General features: G+C 41.1%; 19 protein-coding genes and 1 pseudogene. 13 read left to right on the top strand and 7 right to left on the bottom strand.

What is annotated here, in order from left to right:
• Positions 1–47 precede the first annotated feature (47 nt).
• The 3 genes from L6410_RS08860 (at position 48) to L6410_RS08850 (ending at position 3270) form a co-directional block, all read left to right on the top strand.
• Entirely contained in the window at positions 48–1505 is a 1458-nt protein-coding gene (locus tag L6410_RS08860; protein WP_237395356.1) for an amidase, read from the top strand.
• Between the two features lie 119 nt (positions 1506–1624).
• Entirely contained in the window at positions 1625–2500 is an 876-nt protein-coding gene (locus L6410_RS08855; protein WP_237395355.1) for a transporter substrate-binding domain-containing protein, read from the top strand.
• Between the two features lie 98 nt (positions 2501–2598).
• Positions 2599–3270 (top strand): amino acid ABC transporter permease, encoded by a 672-nt coding sequence (locus L6410_RS08850; RefSeq protein WP_024397036.1) that lies wholly within the window; start codon positions 2599–2601, stop codon positions 3268–3270.
• A gap of 37 nt (positions 3271–3307) precedes the next feature.
• Here L6410_RS08850 and L6410_RS08845 read toward each other — a convergent pair whose 3' ends face one another.
• The 6 genes from L6410_RS08845 to perR form a co-directional block, all read right to left on the bottom strand.
• Positions 3308–3781: a hypothetical protein gene (locus tag L6410_RS08845; protein ID WP_237395354.1), complete on the bottom strand. Its 474-nt coding sequence runs from the start codon at positions 3779–3781 to the stop codon at positions 3308–3310.
• Between the two features lie 8 nt (positions 3782–3789).
• A complete protein-coding gene (locus L6410_RS08840; protein WP_237395353.1) occupies positions 3790–4296 on the bottom strand; it encodes a DUF2975 domain-containing protein in 507 nt (168 codons plus the stop codon).
• A 1-nt stretch (position 4297) separates the two neighbouring features.
• Entirely contained in the window at positions 4298–4513 is a 216-nt protein-coding gene (locus tag L6410_RS08835; protein WP_024397039.1) for a helix-turn-helix domain-containing protein, read from the bottom strand.
• A gap of 1 nt (position 4514) precedes the next feature.
• Positions 4515–5039 (bottom strand): hypothetical protein, encoded by a 525-nt coding sequence (locus tag L6410_RS08830; RefSeq protein WP_237395352.1) that lies wholly within the window; start codon positions 5037–5039, stop codon positions 4515–4517.
• A 133-nt stretch (positions 5040–5172) separates the two neighbouring features.
• Positions 5173–7044 carry a heavy metal translocating P-type ATPase gene (locus tag L6410_RS08825; RefSeq protein WP_237395351.1) on the bottom strand — a complete coding sequence of 624 codons (1872 nt, stop codon included), beginning with the start codon at positions 7042–7044 and terminating at the stop codon, positions 5173–5175.
• Positions 7045–7251: 207 nt separating this feature from the next.
• Positions 7252–7716: a peroxide-responsive transcriptional repressor PerR gene (gene perR, locus L6410_RS08820; RefSeq protein WP_024391081.1), complete on the bottom strand. Its 465-nt coding sequence runs from the start codon at positions 7714–7716 to the stop codon at positions 7252–7254.
• A 326-nt stretch (positions 7717–8042) separates the two neighbouring features.
• Here perR and truA point away from each other — a divergent pair, with 326 nt between their 5' ends.
• From truA to L6410_RS08770, 10 genes and pseudogenes are all read left to right on the top strand, one after another.
• Positions 8043–8792 (top strand): tRNA pseudouridine(38-40) synthase TruA, encoded by a 750-nt coding sequence (gene truA / locus L6410_RS08815; protein WP_024391080.1) that lies wholly within the window; start codon positions 8043–8045, stop codon positions 8790–8792.
• A complete protein-coding gene (locus L6410_RS08810; RefSeq protein WP_024403507.1) occupies positions 8782–9543 on the top strand; it encodes a bifunctional hydroxymethylpyrimidine kinase/phosphomethylpyrimidine kinase in 762 nt (253 codons plus the stop codon). The genes truA and L6410_RS08810 overlap by 11 nt, the downstream gene beginning before the upstream one ends.
• A complete protein-coding gene (locus tag L6410_RS08805) occupies positions 9533–10012 on the top strand; it encodes an ECF transporter S component (RefSeq protein WP_172040680.1) in 480 nt (159 codons plus the stop codon). The genes L6410_RS08810 and L6410_RS08805 overlap by 11 nt, the downstream gene beginning before the upstream one ends.
• On the top strand, positions 9999–10562 hold the full coding sequence (locus tag L6410_RS08800) for a TIGR01440 family protein (protein WP_172040682.1): 564 nt from the start codon (positions 9999–10001) through the stop codon (positions 10560–10562). Before L6410_RS08805 ends, L6410_RS08800 begins: the two co-directional genes overlap by 14 nt.
• 105 nt (positions 10563–10667) lie before the next feature.
• A complete protein-coding gene (locus tag L6410_RS08795) occupies positions 10668–11099 on the top strand; it encodes an Rrf2 family transcriptional regulator (protein WP_024405223.1) in 432 nt (143 codons plus the stop codon).
• Positions 11100–11173: 74 nt separating this feature from the next.
• Positions 11174–12175 (top strand): NADP-dependent oxidoreductase, encoded by a 1002-nt coding sequence (locus L6410_RS08790; RefSeq protein ID WP_237395350.1) that lies wholly within the window; start codon positions 11174–11176, stop codon positions 12173–12175.
• 26 nt (positions 12176–12201) lie between these two features.
• On the top strand, positions 12202–13047 hold the full coding sequence (locus tag L6410_RS08785; protein ID WP_237395349.1) for an alpha/beta fold hydrolase: 846 nt from the start codon (positions 12202–12204) through the stop codon (positions 13045–13047).
• Positions 13040–13180: pseudogene (locus L6410_RS08780) on the top strand (SDR family NAD(P)-dependent oxidoreductase); the annotation flags it as partial. The gene L6410_RS08785 and the pseudogene L6410_RS08780, both read left to right, overlap by 8 nt.
• An 82-nt stretch (positions 13181–13262) precedes the next feature.
• Entirely contained in the window at positions 13263–13892 is a 630-nt protein-coding gene (locus L6410_RS08775) for an NAD(P)-dependent oxidoreductase (protein WP_237395348.1), read from the top strand.
• Between the two features lie 9 nt (positions 13893–13901).
• On the top strand, positions 13902–14351 hold the full coding sequence (locus L6410_RS08770; protein WP_029187645.1) for an Rrf2 family transcriptional regulator: 450 nt from the start codon (positions 13902–13904) through the stop codon (positions 14349–14351).
• Between the two features lie 111 nt (positions 14352–14462).
• Here L6410_RS08770 and L6410_RS08765 read toward each other — a convergent pair whose 3' ends face one another.
• Positions 14463–14972 (bottom strand): TetR/AcrR family transcriptional regulator, encoded by a 510-nt coding sequence (locus L6410_RS08765; protein WP_237395347.1) that lies wholly within the window; start codon positions 14970–14972, stop codon positions 14463–14465.
• Positions 14973–15055: the final 83 nt, after the last annotated feature.

Below are 15055 nucleotides of genomic sequence, written 5' to 3'. Positions count from 1 at the left end.
GATTTTTTCTATCCATGTTACCCTTAAAGGGAAAAGTGAGGTAACAAATGGAATTTAAAGATGCGACAGCCATGTCCCAAGCAATCAGAGAAAAACGAATTTCTTCAAGAGAATTAGTTGAGGATGCTATCCAAACCATTGAGAAATTGAATCCTCTTTATAATGCGGTTGTCTCAAAACAGTATGAAACTGCCTTAGCTGAAGCAGATAGCCTTGATCGTCATGGTGGTGAAGATAAACCATTCTTGGGTGTTCCTCTCCTATTGAAGGATTTGGGGCAAAATGAAAGTGGTCAACCTTCTACATCTGGATCTCGCTTGTTTAAAGCTAGCATTGCTAGCCAAACAGATTATTTTGTACAAGCCCTTAAAAATATGGGTTTCCTTATCTTGGGGCGCACAAATACACCTGAATTTGGTTTTAAAAATATTTCTGATTCAAGTCTTCATGGACCTGTACGGTTACCACTTGATAGGACACGAAATGCAGGAGGGTCTAGTGGTGGTGCAGCGGCAGCAGTTGCTTCAGGAATGGTCCCAATTGCGGCAGCTTCTGATGGAGGAGGCTCCATTCGTATTCCAGCTTCATTTAATGGCTTGATTGGGCTCAAACCAAGTAGAGGACGAGTTCCTGTAGGACCTTCTTCCTATCGTGGTTGGCAGGGAGCTTCCAGCAATTTTGCTTTGACCAAATCCATAAGAGATACCAAGCGTCTTCTTTTTCACTTACAAACCTATCAGGTTGAGGCTCCCTTTCCACTTGCTCCCTTAGTCAAAGATTCCCTGTTTTGTCCGATGACAAAGCCGATTAAAATCGCTTTTAGCCTTCAAGCTCCAATTGGAACGTTAGTTTCAAATGATGCAAAAAATGCTGTTATCCAGCTTTTACCACAGTTAGAGGCACTTGGATACGAGGTGGAAGAGCTAAAAACACCAATTTTAGATGGCATTGAGGTGATGAAAGCCTATTATCTCATGAATAGCGTGGAGACTGCCCAAATGTTTGACGATATTGAAGCATTTATCGGACGGCCTATGACGGTGGAGGATATGGAACCAATGACATGGGCTATCTATCAAAGTGGACAAACTATTCCAGCTAAACTTTACTCCAAAGTCTTGCAAGATTGGGACCAATACAGTGCAAAAATGGCAACTTTTCATGAATCCTATGATCTATTGTTGACACCAACAGTAGCAGATATTGCACCAACCTTAGAGCAATTTATTTCCTCAGATCAGATGGTAAATCGCTTATTGCATTCGCAAGAATTATCAATGTCGGAACAACAACAGTTAATTTGGGACATGTTCGAGGATAGTTTAGCTTGGACACCGTTTACCCAACACGCCAATATTACAGGTCAACCCTCAATCAGTTTACCAACCTACTACGCTAAAAATGGGCTACCAATAGGTGTTCAATTGACAGCTGCAAAAGGAAGAGAAGATATCTTACTTCAAGTGGCTGAAACTCTGGAGGTCTCAAAGTGTTGGGAAATGTAAGGGAATACATTTTTCGGTTCAATTATTTGCAAAAACGATTTCTAAATGTTAACCTATAAAAGTTGGTGAGGTAACACCAAAAAAGATTATAGGGGCAATGGCTCCAAAGGAGATTGTTTATGTTGAAAAAAATTTTGGTCTCAGCGCTTCTGGTTTCTGCTCTGGCATTGTCAGCATGCTCTAGTAGTAGTTCGAGTACAAATAGTTCCTCTGCTGAACAAACGCAGTGGGAAAAGGTGCAAGAAGCCGGTGTTTTGAAAGTAGCAACACCAGGTACTTTGTTCCCAACATCATACTATAATGATAATAAGGAACTAGTTGGTTATGAAATTGACATGATCAACGAAATTGGTAAGCGATTGGATCTTGAAATCGAATATCAAGAAATTGGTGTAGCAGAAGCATTCACTGCTGTAGATAGTGGCAAGGTTGATATTTCTGTGAATAACTTTGATATGACAGAAGCTCGTAAGGAAAAGTACAACTTTTCTATCCCTTACAAGTATTCAGTTGGCGGCTACATCGTTCGTGAAGATGGATCTTCTGGTATTGAAGCTGCAGACTTAAGTGACTGGGCTGGTAAAAAAGCAGGTGGTGGAGCTGGTACTCAGTATATGAAAATTGCTGAAAAACAAGGTGCGGAGCCAGTTATTTATGACAATGTGACAAATGATGTGTATCTCCGCGATGTATCGACAGGTCGTACAGATTTTATTCCAAATGACTACTTCACTCAGGTTATGGCGATTCAATGGGTGAAATTGAACTTCCCGGACATTAAAGTGAAAATGGGAGATGCCCAATACAACCCTACAGAACAAGGGATTGTGATGAGCAAATCCGATGATAGTTTGAAAGAAAAACTGGATGAAACCATAGAGGCTATGAAAGCAGATGGGACCTTAAAAGCTATCTCTGAGAAATACTATGGTGGTCAAGACTTGACAGTGCCAGTTGAAAATGCGGATGAATTGCCAGTTATCGATGTAGAGTAATTCCCAATGAAAAGCAAAAGTAGCTAACCTTCAACAATCTTGTCGATGTTGATCATTGTTAAGTTTCAGTTTAAGGTTTTAAGAAAAGAGAGGAAAAGATGAATATCAATTGGCAGGCAGTATTTAATGCAGAAATTGCGTGGGAAGCAATCCCGCAGATTCTGGAAGGCTTACCTTATACACTCTCCTTGTCATTGATTGGATTTGCATTAGGGACTTTTTGTGGCTTTTTCGTCGCATTGTTACGAATGTCCAAGATTACCCCATTACGCTGGTTAGCGATGCTGCATATCTCACTCATGCGTGGTATCCCACTTATGGTTCTTCTCTTCTTCATTTACTTTGGTCTCCCATTTATGGGACTACAATTGGATGCAATTTCTGCCTCTATCATTGCCTTTACCTCAATGTCTAGTGCCTATATTTCTGAAATTATTCGTGCATCTCTTTCAGCAATAGATAAAGGACAATGGGAGGCAGCGAAGTCGCTTGGCTTGAGAACAAATGTGATTTACCGAAAAATCATCATTCCTCAAGCCTTTCGGATTGCTCTTCCACCTCTAAGTAATGTTTTATTAGACATGGTGAAGAGTACTTCCCTAACTGCTATGATTACGGTTCCGGAGATTTTCAATAAGGCAAAAATTGTCGGAGGAGCCAAGTCTGATTATATGACAGTCTATATCTGTGTGGCTCTTATCTACTGGCTTATTTGTACCCTCTATGCGGTTGGGCAAGTTCATTTAGAAAAACGCTTGGCGACTTATTAAAAAAATTCCTCGATTCAAGAGAACCGAGGAATTTTTGCTAGTCTGGATAGAAGACAAGAATAGCAGAAGTGGAAGAGGATCTGGTGTATTCGAAATCCTCCAGATCTTGCACGGATAAGCTTTGAACAGTAAAGTAAGTTTGATTTTTGTAGCGGATATTAAAATCGCTGCTACTACCAGCATCGATAGTTGAGAAGCTCTTTTCATTCAGAGTAAACTCTTCTTTTGAGAGTTTCTCAAGATTTTCTTTTGTTGCCATTAAATAGACCTTACCAGAGAAAAGAGATTCAAGAGAGAACTCTCCTTTGGATGCGGTGATTTCGAAAATTTGCTGAAAGTTCTCAATCTTAGCCAGATGTTCATCTGTTTTTAGAGCTTTTTCTGTTTCAATGGAAGCTGCTGTTAGCTCTTTTTGCACTTCTTTATTCACTTCTGAAGTGACAGAGTGACAAGCACTTAAGCAAGGTATCATCATGCAGAGTGCAATGAGGGAAATATACTTTTTCATCATGGGCTCCTTTATATAATTTCATCATTTTCAGCTTGTAAAAGCACACCTTTTTCCAACACTATCTTTGCTAGTAGTGCAATAATAATCAGCACACCATTTATGAAGTAGTCACTAAGTGAAAAATCATATAGATCACTTACATTCTTTAAATCTAGGTAAGATAGGAAAAAAGCACTTGCAAATTGTATGCTCGTCCATACGATTAAGGTTCCTAAAATTATCTTTGTATAGACCACATTTTCAGTTGAGAAAATAGTTCCTGTTTGAAAGTTGATGAGCAATTTTTTGAGTATGGTGGCCATGTAGATAAAGCAGGCTACCAATAGGATACTTATGATTAGAATAATAACAATGATAGGCAAGGGGACATCTAATTGTAGACTATTTTGAATAGGTTTCCCGCCTATAAGTAGAATAAGAAGTGCCAACATTATCAGTCCCGTTAAGGCAATCAATCCATAACGAATAAACGTTAGCAACTGTATGACGATGTTGAAAAATATCTTTTTGTTCATGCTATTCCCCCTCATTCACATATTCCAAAATATCTCCTGGTTGGCAATCTAGGATGCGGCAGATGCTCATCAAGGTATTAAAACGAATACCTTTTGCCTTGCCTGTCTTGAGAATGGACAGGTTGGCTTCGGTGATGCCGACTTGCTCTGCTAGGTCCTTGGAAGTCATTTGCCGATCTTTGAGGACCTTGTCTAAGTTTACGCGAATCATTTCCATATCAGATAAACTCGCTGTTCTCAGTTGCTAGTTGTTGCCCCTTTTGTACTAAGGTCCAGACAAAATATGTCAGGAAGATAAAGAGGGCATTGAGGATGAAATCTGACCAACGCAGATTGAGGAAGTTGTTTGCTCCAGCAGCATTTGTCAAGGCGATCAAGCTGGTTAGGCAAAATTGCCCAGCAGTCAGGATGAGCAAACTGATGAAGAGTTTCTGATAAAGTTCCAGACTAGCTGAAGCGAAATAATCTTCTTCCAGAAATAACTTGCATAGCTTTTGAATCAGGTAGGCAATGTGACTGAGTGCTACTAAGACAACTAGAATCAATCCAGTCGTTAAAAGAATGAGCCAAACACTAATCTGGTCAATGGGTTTGTTAAAGGTGTATTCCCAAGAGTCTATCACAAATGAGTCGCCTCCAAGACCAGCCAATGTAAAGATGGTATAAAGAGCAATCGTGAAATAGAAGAAATAGCGAACACAACCAGCTAATAGTCCAGCTGTTTTGAGTAGATTGGTTTTCATAGCAAACCTCCAATTATTATTGTTTTATGATAATATTATCTTCAAAATTATTATAAAACAATAATTTTTGGAATGCAAGCGTTTTTTTAAAAAAGAATAATAAGAAAACCGCCAACTACCTGGCGGTTTGAAGCTATTTAAAATATAGGAGTCTTAGTCCATTCAAAATCACAAGAATTGTGGAGCCTTCATGACCAACCACTCCGAGTGGGAGATTAATTGATTGGAAGAGGTTAGAGATGATGAGAACTGCGATGACTGAGAGGGCAAAAATGATATTTTGTTTGATAATTCCACGCATTTTTTTAGATAGGCGGACAGAATACGGAATTCTCGTCAGGTCTTCCATGAGTACGATATCCGCTGATTCCATCGCAATATCTGTACCGCTTCCCATAGCGTAGCTGACATTAGCTTGAGCAAGAGCTGGGGCATCGTTAATCCCATCTCCAACCATACCAACGGAAGAAAACTCTTTTTGCAACTCTTGGATGATTGAGGCCTTATCGGTTGGTAGGCAATTGGCAATGACGCGTTCGATACCGACTTGACTAGCTACATATCGGGCTGTCTTTTCTTGATCCCCAGTTAGGAGTATAGGTGTTACTCCCATGTCCTTCAATTGACTTATCAGGGTTTTAGTCTCTGGTTTTACACGATCCTCAATGAAAAAGATAGCCATTAGTTGATTGTTTTGGCTGACATAGACCAACGTTTTACCCGTGCCTTCTGCTTGATCAATGTCTGCAATCAAGTCAGTAGAAAGTGGTTTGACCAGCGTTTCTACTACAAATCCAGATTTACCGATTTTCCAGCGATTTCCCTCGTACTCGGCTTCCAAACCTTTACCAGTTAGGTCTTTAAGGTTTTGGAGGACAATAGCAGAGCTGTCAACAGTATAATTCTGAAGAGCTTGAGCGATAGGATGGCTAGATTGTTTTTCAACTGCTTGAACAATTTCATTGATTAGCTTTTCATCGCCAAGATAGGTTGCCCCGACAACTTCTGGTTTCCCAATGGTTAATGTACCTGTTTTATCGAAAACAATAGCTTCTAAGTTGGCAATGTTATCCGCAATATCACCGCCTTTGATAATCATGCCCTTGCGCGCCGCACGACTGATGGCAGAAAGTGTCGCAGGTGAAGAGCTAGCGACTAGTGCACATGGGGATGCAATGGTTAACAGAATCATACCACGATAGAAGGAGTTCAACCAGTCCCATCCTAATGCAAAGTGTACAAAGAGAATAAAAATGGGAACTGCTACGAGTACAACTTTGACATAGGTATCTTCCATATTTTCAATGAAGGTAGCCGCTTTGGACTTTGATTCCTGTGCATTTTCAACCATCTGAACAATTTTGTCAAACAAAGCATCACCTTTTTCAGCTGTTACTTGAATGGTTACAGTTGGACCTTGGTTAATGGTTCCGCCGATAACTGTGGCGCCCATCAATTTTTCAGCAGGCAAAGGCTCACCAGTGATCATTGACTCATCAAAAATAGATTGATCGCTCATCAACCGTCCGTCCAAGGGAACAGTGTCCCCTTTACGAACCTGTAAGAAATCACCGATGTGAATATCTGCTGTTTCTAAAACTGTAATGTCCCCATTTTCTTCGATTTTACGAGCTGTGGGTGGTGTCATGTTCATCAGTGAAGCGATGGCATTTCTACTTTTTTCCATCGCCAATTCTTCCAAAGTATTTGAAAGAGAGAAGATAAAGATGAGAAGTGCCCCCTCCATCCAGTAACCAATAATACCAGATCCAATAGCAGCTAAAATCATCAGAACATCAACTGATAAATGTTTATCAAAAATAAGTTCAGAAAGACCATCTTTGGCGGACTGATACCCACCAATTAGAAAAGCTAGAATGAATGCTGGTGCAGCAAATGGTTCTAGATCAATCTGAAGTAACAAGACACCAATCAAAATAAAGAGTAGGCAAAGACTGGTCGTTAGAATATGTATATTGTTTTTAAAAAGGGTTACTAGTTTCATAATCGTAATTCCTTAATTAGAAGAATTGTTATTTATATTTTAATTATAACAATTATAATTAAATTGTCAAGCTTAATTATAATAATTCTAAATAACAAAATTCTGACAATTATAAGATTTTCGTCAAAGATGATTGGTGAAAACAAAAAGACAAACATCATTACAATGCTTGTCTGAATGAGAAGTGCGATATGGTCACTTCACTATTTATTTTTTTAGCTGTTGGCATTCTGGACAAATTCCATAAATAGATAAGACTTCTTTAGTTATTTTATAGCCAGTTTGCTCATGTGCTTCTTTCTTGAGGCTAGGAATTTCCACATCCATAAAATCCGTGATTTTTCCACATTTTTCACAAATAACATTGAGGTGTTCATGTCCCATGAAATCATAGTAGGTAGTAGTGTCATTCGCACGTTTCAGCTCAGTAACAAAACCTTCTTCTAACAAAACCTTGAGGTTATTGTATACTGTCGCTAAGCTCATATTCGGATAGTTAGGTAAAAGATCCGAATAAATCATCTCCGCACTAGGATGATCGTCGCTTTCAATGATATAGGCAACAACAGCTTTCCTGGTTTCGGTTATCCGAATTCTTTTTTCTTTTAGATGTTGAATAACATGTTCAAAGGCGGTCTGGTGTTCTGCATTAAGATGAGAATGTAATTCCATTCGTACCTCCTCCTCTTTTTAAGAATAATTCTAATCAAGTGCAATTTCATTATAATCCTTTTTACAAGAGGTGTCAACGATGGACTCGGTTGTGGACGAAGTGAGCAACCTAATTTATTGTAATGCGGCGTTCCTGAAGTGTTATGATTTGTTGTTCAACAGAGGCACCTAGGTATCAGGAAAAATTGATGAACAGTATGTCATTCTTTTGACTTCATTATTATGCGTATTTTAGAAAAGTCAAAATAGATGAGATTAAATCTGTGATAGGACAGTTGAGTTTTTTCTGTATTGTTCATCCTATACACCTATGCTACAATCAGAACATGACAAGATATAAAGCAATTATTTCCTACGATGGGCATGATTTTTCTGGTTTTCAACGTCAGCCTCATGCTCGGACAGTTCAGGAAGAAATCGAGAAAACCTTGAAACGGTTGAACAGTGGGCACTCAGTAACAGTGCATGGTGCAGGTCGGACAGATGCAGGTGTGCATGCTTATGGGCAGGTCATACATTTTGACTTGCTGGGTGCTCGAGATGAGGAAAGGCTTCGTTTTGCCCTAGATACGCAAACTCCGGAGGATATCGATGTGGTCAAGGTGGAGCAGGTAGCGGATGATTTTCATTGTCGTTATGCCAAACATAGTAAAACTTATGAATTTCTAGTGGATATCGGTCGACCTAAAAATCCCATGATGCGGCATTATGCTACCTTTTATCCTTATGATCTGGACCTTTCTTTGATCAGAGAAGCCATCAAAGACTTAGAGGGGACACATGATTTCACTGGTTTTACAGCTTCTGGGACTTCAGTGGAAAATAAGGTGCGAACCATCACGTCTGCAACACTAGAATATGACCAGCGACGACAATTTTTGATTTTTACTTTTTCGGGCAATGGCTTTTTATATAAGCAGGTTCGAAATATGGTAGGCACCCTCCTAAAAATTGGGAATGGTCGTATGCCTGTTCACCAAATCAAGAGAATCTTGGAAGAAAAAAATCGCGATTTGGCTGGACCTACCGCTGCTGGTAATGGCTTGTATTTAAAGGAGATTATTTATGAAGACTAATTATATTTTGGCACTTTCGGGTAATGATATTTTTAGCGGTGGGGGACTCCATGCAGATTTAACAACCTATACTGTTCATAAATTGCATGGCTTTGTTGCAGTCACTTGCTTGACTGCGATGACAGAAAAAGGATTTGAAGTATTTCCGACAGATTCGACTATTTTTGCTCATCAGCTTGCTAGCTTGAAGAACGTTCCGTTCTCAGCAATTAAGATTGGACTTCTTCCAAATGTTGAAATTGCAGAGCAGGCTTTGGAAGTCATTCAGGCCCACCAAGATATTCCTGTGGTGCTAGACCCTGTTTTGGTCTGCAAGGAAACGCATGATACAGAGGTTAGCCAATTACGTGACGAACTCTTGAAATTTTTCCCATATGTGACTATTATCACTCCAAACTTGGCAGAAGCTCAGCTATTGATCCAAAGAGACATTAAAACTGTCGAAGAAATGAAGCAGGCGGCGCGTGATTTGTACGAGTTAGGGGCTAAACATGTGGTGATTAAGGGTGGTAATCGTTTAGACAAAGATAAGGCAATTGATGTTTATTATGATGGGCAAACGATTGAGGTGTTGGAATCACCAATTTTGACCAGTAATAATGTCGGTGCGGGCTGTACCTTTGCTTCAAGCATTGCCAGTCAACTTTTACTTGGCAAGGATCCCTTAGAGGCTGTTCGGTTATCGAAAGAGTTTGTCTATCGGGCAATCGAGACGTCTGATGATTATGGAGTGGTTCAATATGAGAAATAAGAAAACACAGGAATTAGTATTATTAGCCATCTTAACAGCCTTGACCTTGGTCTTGGCCCATGTCCATATGCCGACCCTATCCGGCTTTTTCACACTTTTGGATGTGGGAGTTTACTTTACAGCCTTTTACTTAGGCAAGAAAGAAGGAGCTATTGTCGGCGGTTTATCTGGACTCTTGATAGATTTCTTGCTGGGCTATCCCCAGTGGGCATTCTTTAGTCTAGTTTTTCACGGAGCTCAGGGTTATTTTGCGGGTTGGACAGGCAAGAAACGGATTTTCGGTCTAGTCTTGGCGTCACTCTCTATGGTTGGGGGCTACTACCTGGCATCTCGGATTTATTTTAATGACCTCAAAGCCATTGAAAGTGTTTTTGGCAATAGCATGCAAAACTTTGTCGGGATGGGCTTAGGGTTTGCAGTGGTTAAATTAGTTGAGAAAAGCGGTGCTATTAACTATGTCACTCGATAAAATCAAAGTTCAAACCCAGCAAGTTGTGCAAGAAGTCTTAGAACTCAGCAATCTTCAAAAGGGTCAGATATTTGTCCTAGGTTTGTCTTCTAGTGAGGTCATCGGTGGGCATATTGGCAAAAACTCCAGTCTGGAAGTCGGTGAGGTGATTGTTGAAACTATCTTGGAAATTCTGGAGCCAAAAGGTATCTATCTAGCTGTCCAAGGCTGCGAACACCTCAATCGTGCCTTAGTCGTGGAGAGAGAATTAGCAATTCAGAAAGATTTGGAAATAGTCAATGTCTTGCCTAGTCTTCATGCAGGTGGTTCTGGACAGCTGGCGGCTTTCAAGTATATGAAAGATCCAGTCGAAGTGGAATTTATTACTGCTCAGGCAGGTGTGGATATCGGAGATACGGCTATCGGCATGCATATCAAACATGTACAGGTTCCAGTTAGACCAAGACTTCGGGAAATTGGGCAAGCACATGTTACGGCGCTTGCTAGCCGACCTAAATTGATTGGTGGAGCTCGTGCAGCATATGTAGAGGATAAAATACGGAAAAATTAGTCACAGCCAGAAGGTTGTGATTTTTTTGAGCGAAATCCTTGCCAAGAAGTCTGGCTTGTGATAAACTTGTTCCTGTAGTTGATACAAGGACAGAAAGGAGACCTAATGGATACAAAGTTTTCAGTAGCCCTTCATATATTGACCATGATCAGTGAGAGTAAGGAAATACTTAGCTCGCAAGCCTTAGCTGAGAGCGTTGGCACCAATGCCAGTTACATCCGCAAGGTGATTGCACTTTTGAAAAATGCAGGCTTAATCACTTCGCACCAAGGACGATCGGGCTACCAATTGAGCAAGTCCCCTAAGGATATTAGCTTATTGGAAATCTACCTTGCGACGCAAGAAGTGGAGCATATTCGCCTATTTCAGATACACCAGAATGCCAATCTTTCTTGTCCAGTTGGGCAGCATATAGAAGGCGCAATGGTTCCCATCTTTTCCAGCGTTGAACAAGAACTGGAACATCAACTCAGTCGTCAATCCTTAGATAATGTGATTACTAATCTCTATCAATCAGCCAATCAAGAACGAATCTGACCAAGTGTCAGATTTTCTAAAAACAACAATTATACTTGTATCAGATACAAGTTGTAAAATAAAAGGAGTAAACCATGAAAGCAGCACAACACACATCTTATAACAAAAACAACATCACCCTTAACCTTACAGAAATTGCTAAACCACAAATCAAGCCTAACCAAGTCCTTGTCAAAGTAACCGCAGCAGGCGTTAACCCCTTGGACAACATGATTTCACGCGGAGATGTGAAATTGATTGTTCCTTATAAATTGCCACAAACGGCTGGAAATGAACTAGTTGGCTTGATTGAAGAAGTAGGTTCAAGCGTGACGACATTTGTAGCAGGTGATCGTGTCTTCGGTCGACTTCCGCTTGATAGTATCGGTGCTTTTGCTGAGTATGTAGCGGTTGACGCTCAGGCTCTTGCTAAGGTTCCTACCTACTTGACAGATGAAGAAGCGGCAGCTGTTCCTCTGACAGCCTTGACCATCATGCAGGCCCTTGACCTCATGGGTGCTGAGGCAGGCAAGACCATCTTCATCTCAGGCGGAACTGGTGGTGTTGGCGGTATGGCTATTCCAATTGCCAAAGCCAAGGGCTTGACCGTTATCACAAATGGTGATGGGGCAAATGCAGAACGGGTGTTGTCATTGGGTGCAGACCGGTTTATCGATTACAAGACAGAAGATTACACCAAAACACTTAGCAATGTTGACTACGTCTTGGACACACTTGGTGGTGCAGAAACAGAGAAACAAATGTCCATTATGAAAAAAGGTGGACAGCTGATTTCCCTTCGTGCCATGCCAAATGGTGAATTTGCCAAACGTATGAATTTGCCAAAATGGAAACAAATCTTGTTTGGCCTAGCTGGTCGTTCATTTGACAAAATGGCTAAGAAATACGGTGTTCACTACCATTTCATTTTCGTAGAGAGCAATGGTCGCCAACTGCAAGAAGTAGCAGACATTTTCAGCAAGCTCGAAATCAAACCATCTATCGATACAGTTTATCCATTTGAAGAAGTCAATGCAGCACTTGATAAGGTTGCCAATGGTCGTTCACGCGGAAAAACCGTCCTCAGTTTCAACTAAAACAATAGAATATACAAGGAAACATCATGTCATATATTACAACTAAAAACCAATACGTCACCGTTTCAAACAATAAAATTGCCTACCGTGAGCTCAGCAAGAGCAAGTCTGACATCCCTTTGGTCATGCTAGTTCACCTAGCGGCGACCTTGGACAACTGGGATCCCAAATTGCTGGATTTGCTGGCTGAACAGCATCATGTGATTGTCCTAGACCTTCCTGGCGTAGGAGCTAGTCAAGGCAAGGTGGCTCCGACTATTCCAGGAATGGCTGAGCAGGCTGTTTCTATTATCAAGGCTTTGGGACATGAGAAAATCAATTTGCTCGGTCTGTCTATGGGTGGCTTTATTGCTCAAGAAATCGTTCGTCTGGATAGTCAATTGGTAAACCGCTTGATTTTAGCAGGTACAGGTCCTCGTGGTGGTTTTGAAGTCGATAAGGTGACTGGGAAAACCTTCCGCTATATGCTGAAGGCTGGTTTGGAGCGTGTGGATCCAAAACGCTACATTTTCTACAATCATGATGAAGCAGGTCGCTTGGAGGCAGAAAAAGTCTTGGGTCGTATGGGGCAAAGAAGTGCTGCTCATGCAGACAAGGACATGAATGTTCCAGGATTTTTGACACAGCTGAAAACTATCAAACGCTGGGGAAGAGAGCCGCAAGATGATATGACCTTTATCACCCAACCAACTCTTATCGTCAACGGTGATAAGGACATGCAGGTTCCAACAGAAAATTCTTATACCATGCATGAGAAGATCAAAAATAGCCAACTGATCATCTATCCAAATGCAGGACACGGCTCGATCTTCCAAAATGCAGAAGAGTTTTCGAAAGCCTTACTAGCCTTTTTGGAGGAAACCAATGCCTAAAACCATTTTAATCACAGGATCGACGGATGGAATCGGCAAACACTTAGCCATGAAACTGGCTGGTGAAGGTCGTGAAGTGATCTTGCACGGGCGAAATAGCGAAAAGCTCCGTGTAGCCCTCAGTGATATTCAACAATAAATGAACCTGCCAACAATTTCAAAAAAAAGTTGTAACAAAATAATTTACAACAAAAAACATTTCGGAGGAAAAGAAAATGAAAATAGCAGTAGTAGCAGCAAATGGTAAAGCAGGTAGCTTGATTGTAAAAGAAGCGGTAGCACGTGGTTTTGAAGTAACGGCTATCGTTCGTGGTGAAAATAAGACAGTCGCACAGCAGGTTCTTCAAAAGGATGTTTTTGATCTGACAGCCGATGATGTGATTGGTTTTGATGCGGTAGTGGATGCAGTAGGTGCCTGGACAGCAGACACTGTGCATATGGTTCCTGATGCAGCCAAACATTTGGCGTCTATCCTAAAAGATTCACAAACACGTTTGCTGGTGGTTGGTGGAGCAGCAAGCCTGTATGTTAATCCAGAGCGTACCTTGACTGTGGCAGATGTGACAGAGTTTCCAGCGGAAGTATTGCCTGTGCTAAATGCTCACAAGGAAGCACTTGAGGCCCTTCGTCAAGTAGATGATGTCAACTGGACCTATGTAAGCCCGGCAGGTGATTTCCAAGCAGACGGCGAACGGACAGGTCGCTATATTCTTGGCGGTGAAGAGTTGGTCTTGAACAGCAAGGGAGAAAGTGTTATTTCCTATGCAGATTATGCTATTGGTATGATTGACGAGATTGCATCAGGCGATCATCTCAAAGCACGTATCAGCCTTGTCAGCGAGTAAAAGGTTTTTATGCAGATTTCAAATAAATTTACCATTGCCATTCACGCCTTGGCCTTTATCCATCTCTTTCAAGACCAGCAACGTGTTACCAGTAAGGTTTTGGCAAACAGCATTCAAGCCAATCCTGTTATCATTCGCTCGGTTTTATCTGGTTTGAAGGATGCGGGAATTGTAGATGCCAAGCAGGGCAGCGGCGGTTTTCGTTTAGCAAAGCCACTTGATGACATTAGCCTTTATGACATCTTTGTTACGGTTGACAATATTGATAAGAAAGGCTTGTTCAACTTTCATGAAAATCCCCATCCCGACTGTATCGTGGGGGGGAATATCCATGCTGCTGTGGACGACAAACTAGTCCAGGTCCAGACAGCTATGGAGAAAGAATTGAAAACCATGTACATGTCTGATGTTCTGGTTGACCTAGAAAAAGCCATTGAAGAAAAAGTGAAAAGGACTTAAATTGTCATCTTTTCACAATGCCACTATATACAAAAAAGACTTAGAGTGACTAAAAACAGTTGTCTAAGTCTTTTTTTGCTTGGTCTGGTTAGGAATGCTGACAAGCTTGCTCTATTGCTCTCCCATCAACTGCATGATGTCATCAGGGCTTTCCTTACAGCCTCTAGCAACCCAGGTTTTGAGCACTCGGAAAAATCCACCTACTATAAATTGCAGGTGAAAATCATCGGTCAAGTCCCCCAGCCTCTCTTTGAAGTAGCTGTCCAAGACCTCCTCGAGCAAGTAGTCCAAGTGGTTGGCTGTCAATAAGCGAATCTTATCTTGTTGCTCATTCCAAAAGTCAAAAAATTGCCGTAAAGCTAGTAAGAGATGAGCATCTGACCAATCCGACAAGTCTATCTGTCGCTCGGTCAACCAGGCTAGCAATTCCAAGTTGAAGGACCGTTTGAGCACCTCTTCCTTATTAGAAAAGTTTCGGTAAAAGGTAACTCGACCGATGCCCGCTCGCTCCACCAACTCAGACACACTAATCTTTTCAAAAGATTTGTCTTCCAGCAACTCCCACAGAGCCTCCACGACACTCTCCACAAATAATGACTCTTTCCGCTTCACTCTTTCCATGCGAAACACTTCCTTTCCTTTGTTTCCTTTTGGGCAAATAGCAGAGCTGGGACTAGTTTTCCCACTGTTCATCTGCTATACTA

It is taken from the genome of Streptococcus parasuis, from assembly GCF_021654455.1.
Lineage (GTDB): Bacteria > Bacillota > Bacilli > Lactobacillales > Streptococcaceae > Streptococcus > Streptococcus parasuis.
This window is presented reverse-complemented; position numbering and strand designations above follow the sequence as displayed.

What these genes read in the sequence shown, in the direction of transcription:
- L6410_RS08860 (WP_237395356.1), top strand. Translation starts at nt 48, where the DNA reads ATGGAATTTAAAGATGCGACAGCCATGTCCCAAGCAATCAGAGAAAAA.
- L6410_RS08855 (WP_237395355.1), top strand. Translation starts at nt 1,625, where the DNA reads ATGTTGAAAAAAATTTTGGTCTCAGCGCTTCTGGTTTCTGCTCTGGCA.
- L6410_RS08850 (WP_024397036.1), top strand. Translation starts at nt 2,599, where the DNA reads ATGAATATCAATTGGCAGGCAGTATTTAATGCAGAAATTGCGTGGGAA.
- L6410_RS08845 (WP_237395354.1), bottom strand. Translation starts at nt 3,781, where the DNA reads ATGATGAAAAAGTATATTTCCCTCATTGCACTCTGCATGATGATACCT.
- L6410_RS08840 (WP_237395353.1), bottom strand. Translation starts at nt 4,296, where the DNA reads ATGAACAAAAAGATATTTTTCAACATCGTCATACAGTTGCTAACGTTT.
- L6410_RS08835 (WP_024397039.1), bottom strand. Translation starts at nt 4,513, where the DNA reads ATGGAAATGATTCGCGTAAACTTAGACAAGGTCCTCAAAGATCGGCAA.
- L6410_RS08830 (WP_237395352.1), bottom strand. Translation starts at nt 5,039, where the DNA reads ATGAAAACCAATCTACTCAAAACAGCTGGACTATTAGCTGGTTGTGTT.
- L6410_RS08825 (WP_237395351.1), bottom strand. Translation starts at nt 7,044, where the DNA reads ATGAAACTAGTAACCCTTTTTAAAAACAATATACATATTCTAACGACC.
- perR (WP_024391081.1), bottom strand. Translation starts at nt 7,716, where the DNA reads ATGGAATTACATTCTCATCTTAATGCAGAACACCAGACCGCCTTTGAA.
- truA (WP_024391080.1), top strand. Translation starts at nt 8,043, where the DNA reads ATGACAAGATATAAAGCAATTATTTCCTACGATGGGCATGATTTTTCT.
- L6410_RS08810 (WP_024403507.1), top strand. Translation starts at nt 8,782, where the DNA reads ATGAAGACTAATTATATTTTGGCACTTTCGGGTAATGATATTTTTAGC.
- L6410_RS08805 (WP_172040680.1), top strand. Translation starts at nt 9,533, where the DNA reads ATGAGAAATAAGAAAACACAGGAATTAGTATTATTAGCCATCTTAACA.
- L6410_RS08800 (WP_172040682.1), top strand. Translation starts at nt 9,999, where the DNA reads ATGTCACTCGATAAAATCAAAGTTCAAACCCAGCAAGTTGTGCAAGAA.
- L6410_RS08795 (WP_024405223.1), top strand. Translation starts at nt 10,668, where the DNA reads ATGGATACAAAGTTTTCAGTAGCCCTTCATATATTGACCATGATCAGT.
- L6410_RS08790 (WP_237395350.1), top strand. Translation starts at nt 11,174, where the DNA reads ATGAAAGCAGCACAACACACATCTTATAACAAAAACAACATCACCCTT.
- L6410_RS08785 (WP_237395349.1), top strand. Translation starts at nt 12,202, where the DNA reads ATGTCATATATTACAACTAAAAACCAATACGTCACCGTTTCAAACAAT.
- L6410_RS08775 (WP_237395348.1), top strand. Translation starts at nt 13,263, where the DNA reads ATGAAAATAGCAGTAGTAGCAGCAAATGGTAAAGCAGGTAGCTTGATT.
- L6410_RS08770 (WP_029187645.1), top strand. Translation starts at nt 13,902, where the DNA reads ATGCAGATTTCAAATAAATTTACCATTGCCATTCACGCCTTGGCCTTT.
- L6410_RS08765 (WP_237395347.1), bottom strand. Translation starts at nt 14,972, where the DNA reads ATGGAAAGAGTGAAGCGGAAAGAGTCATTATTTGTGGAGAGTGTCGTG.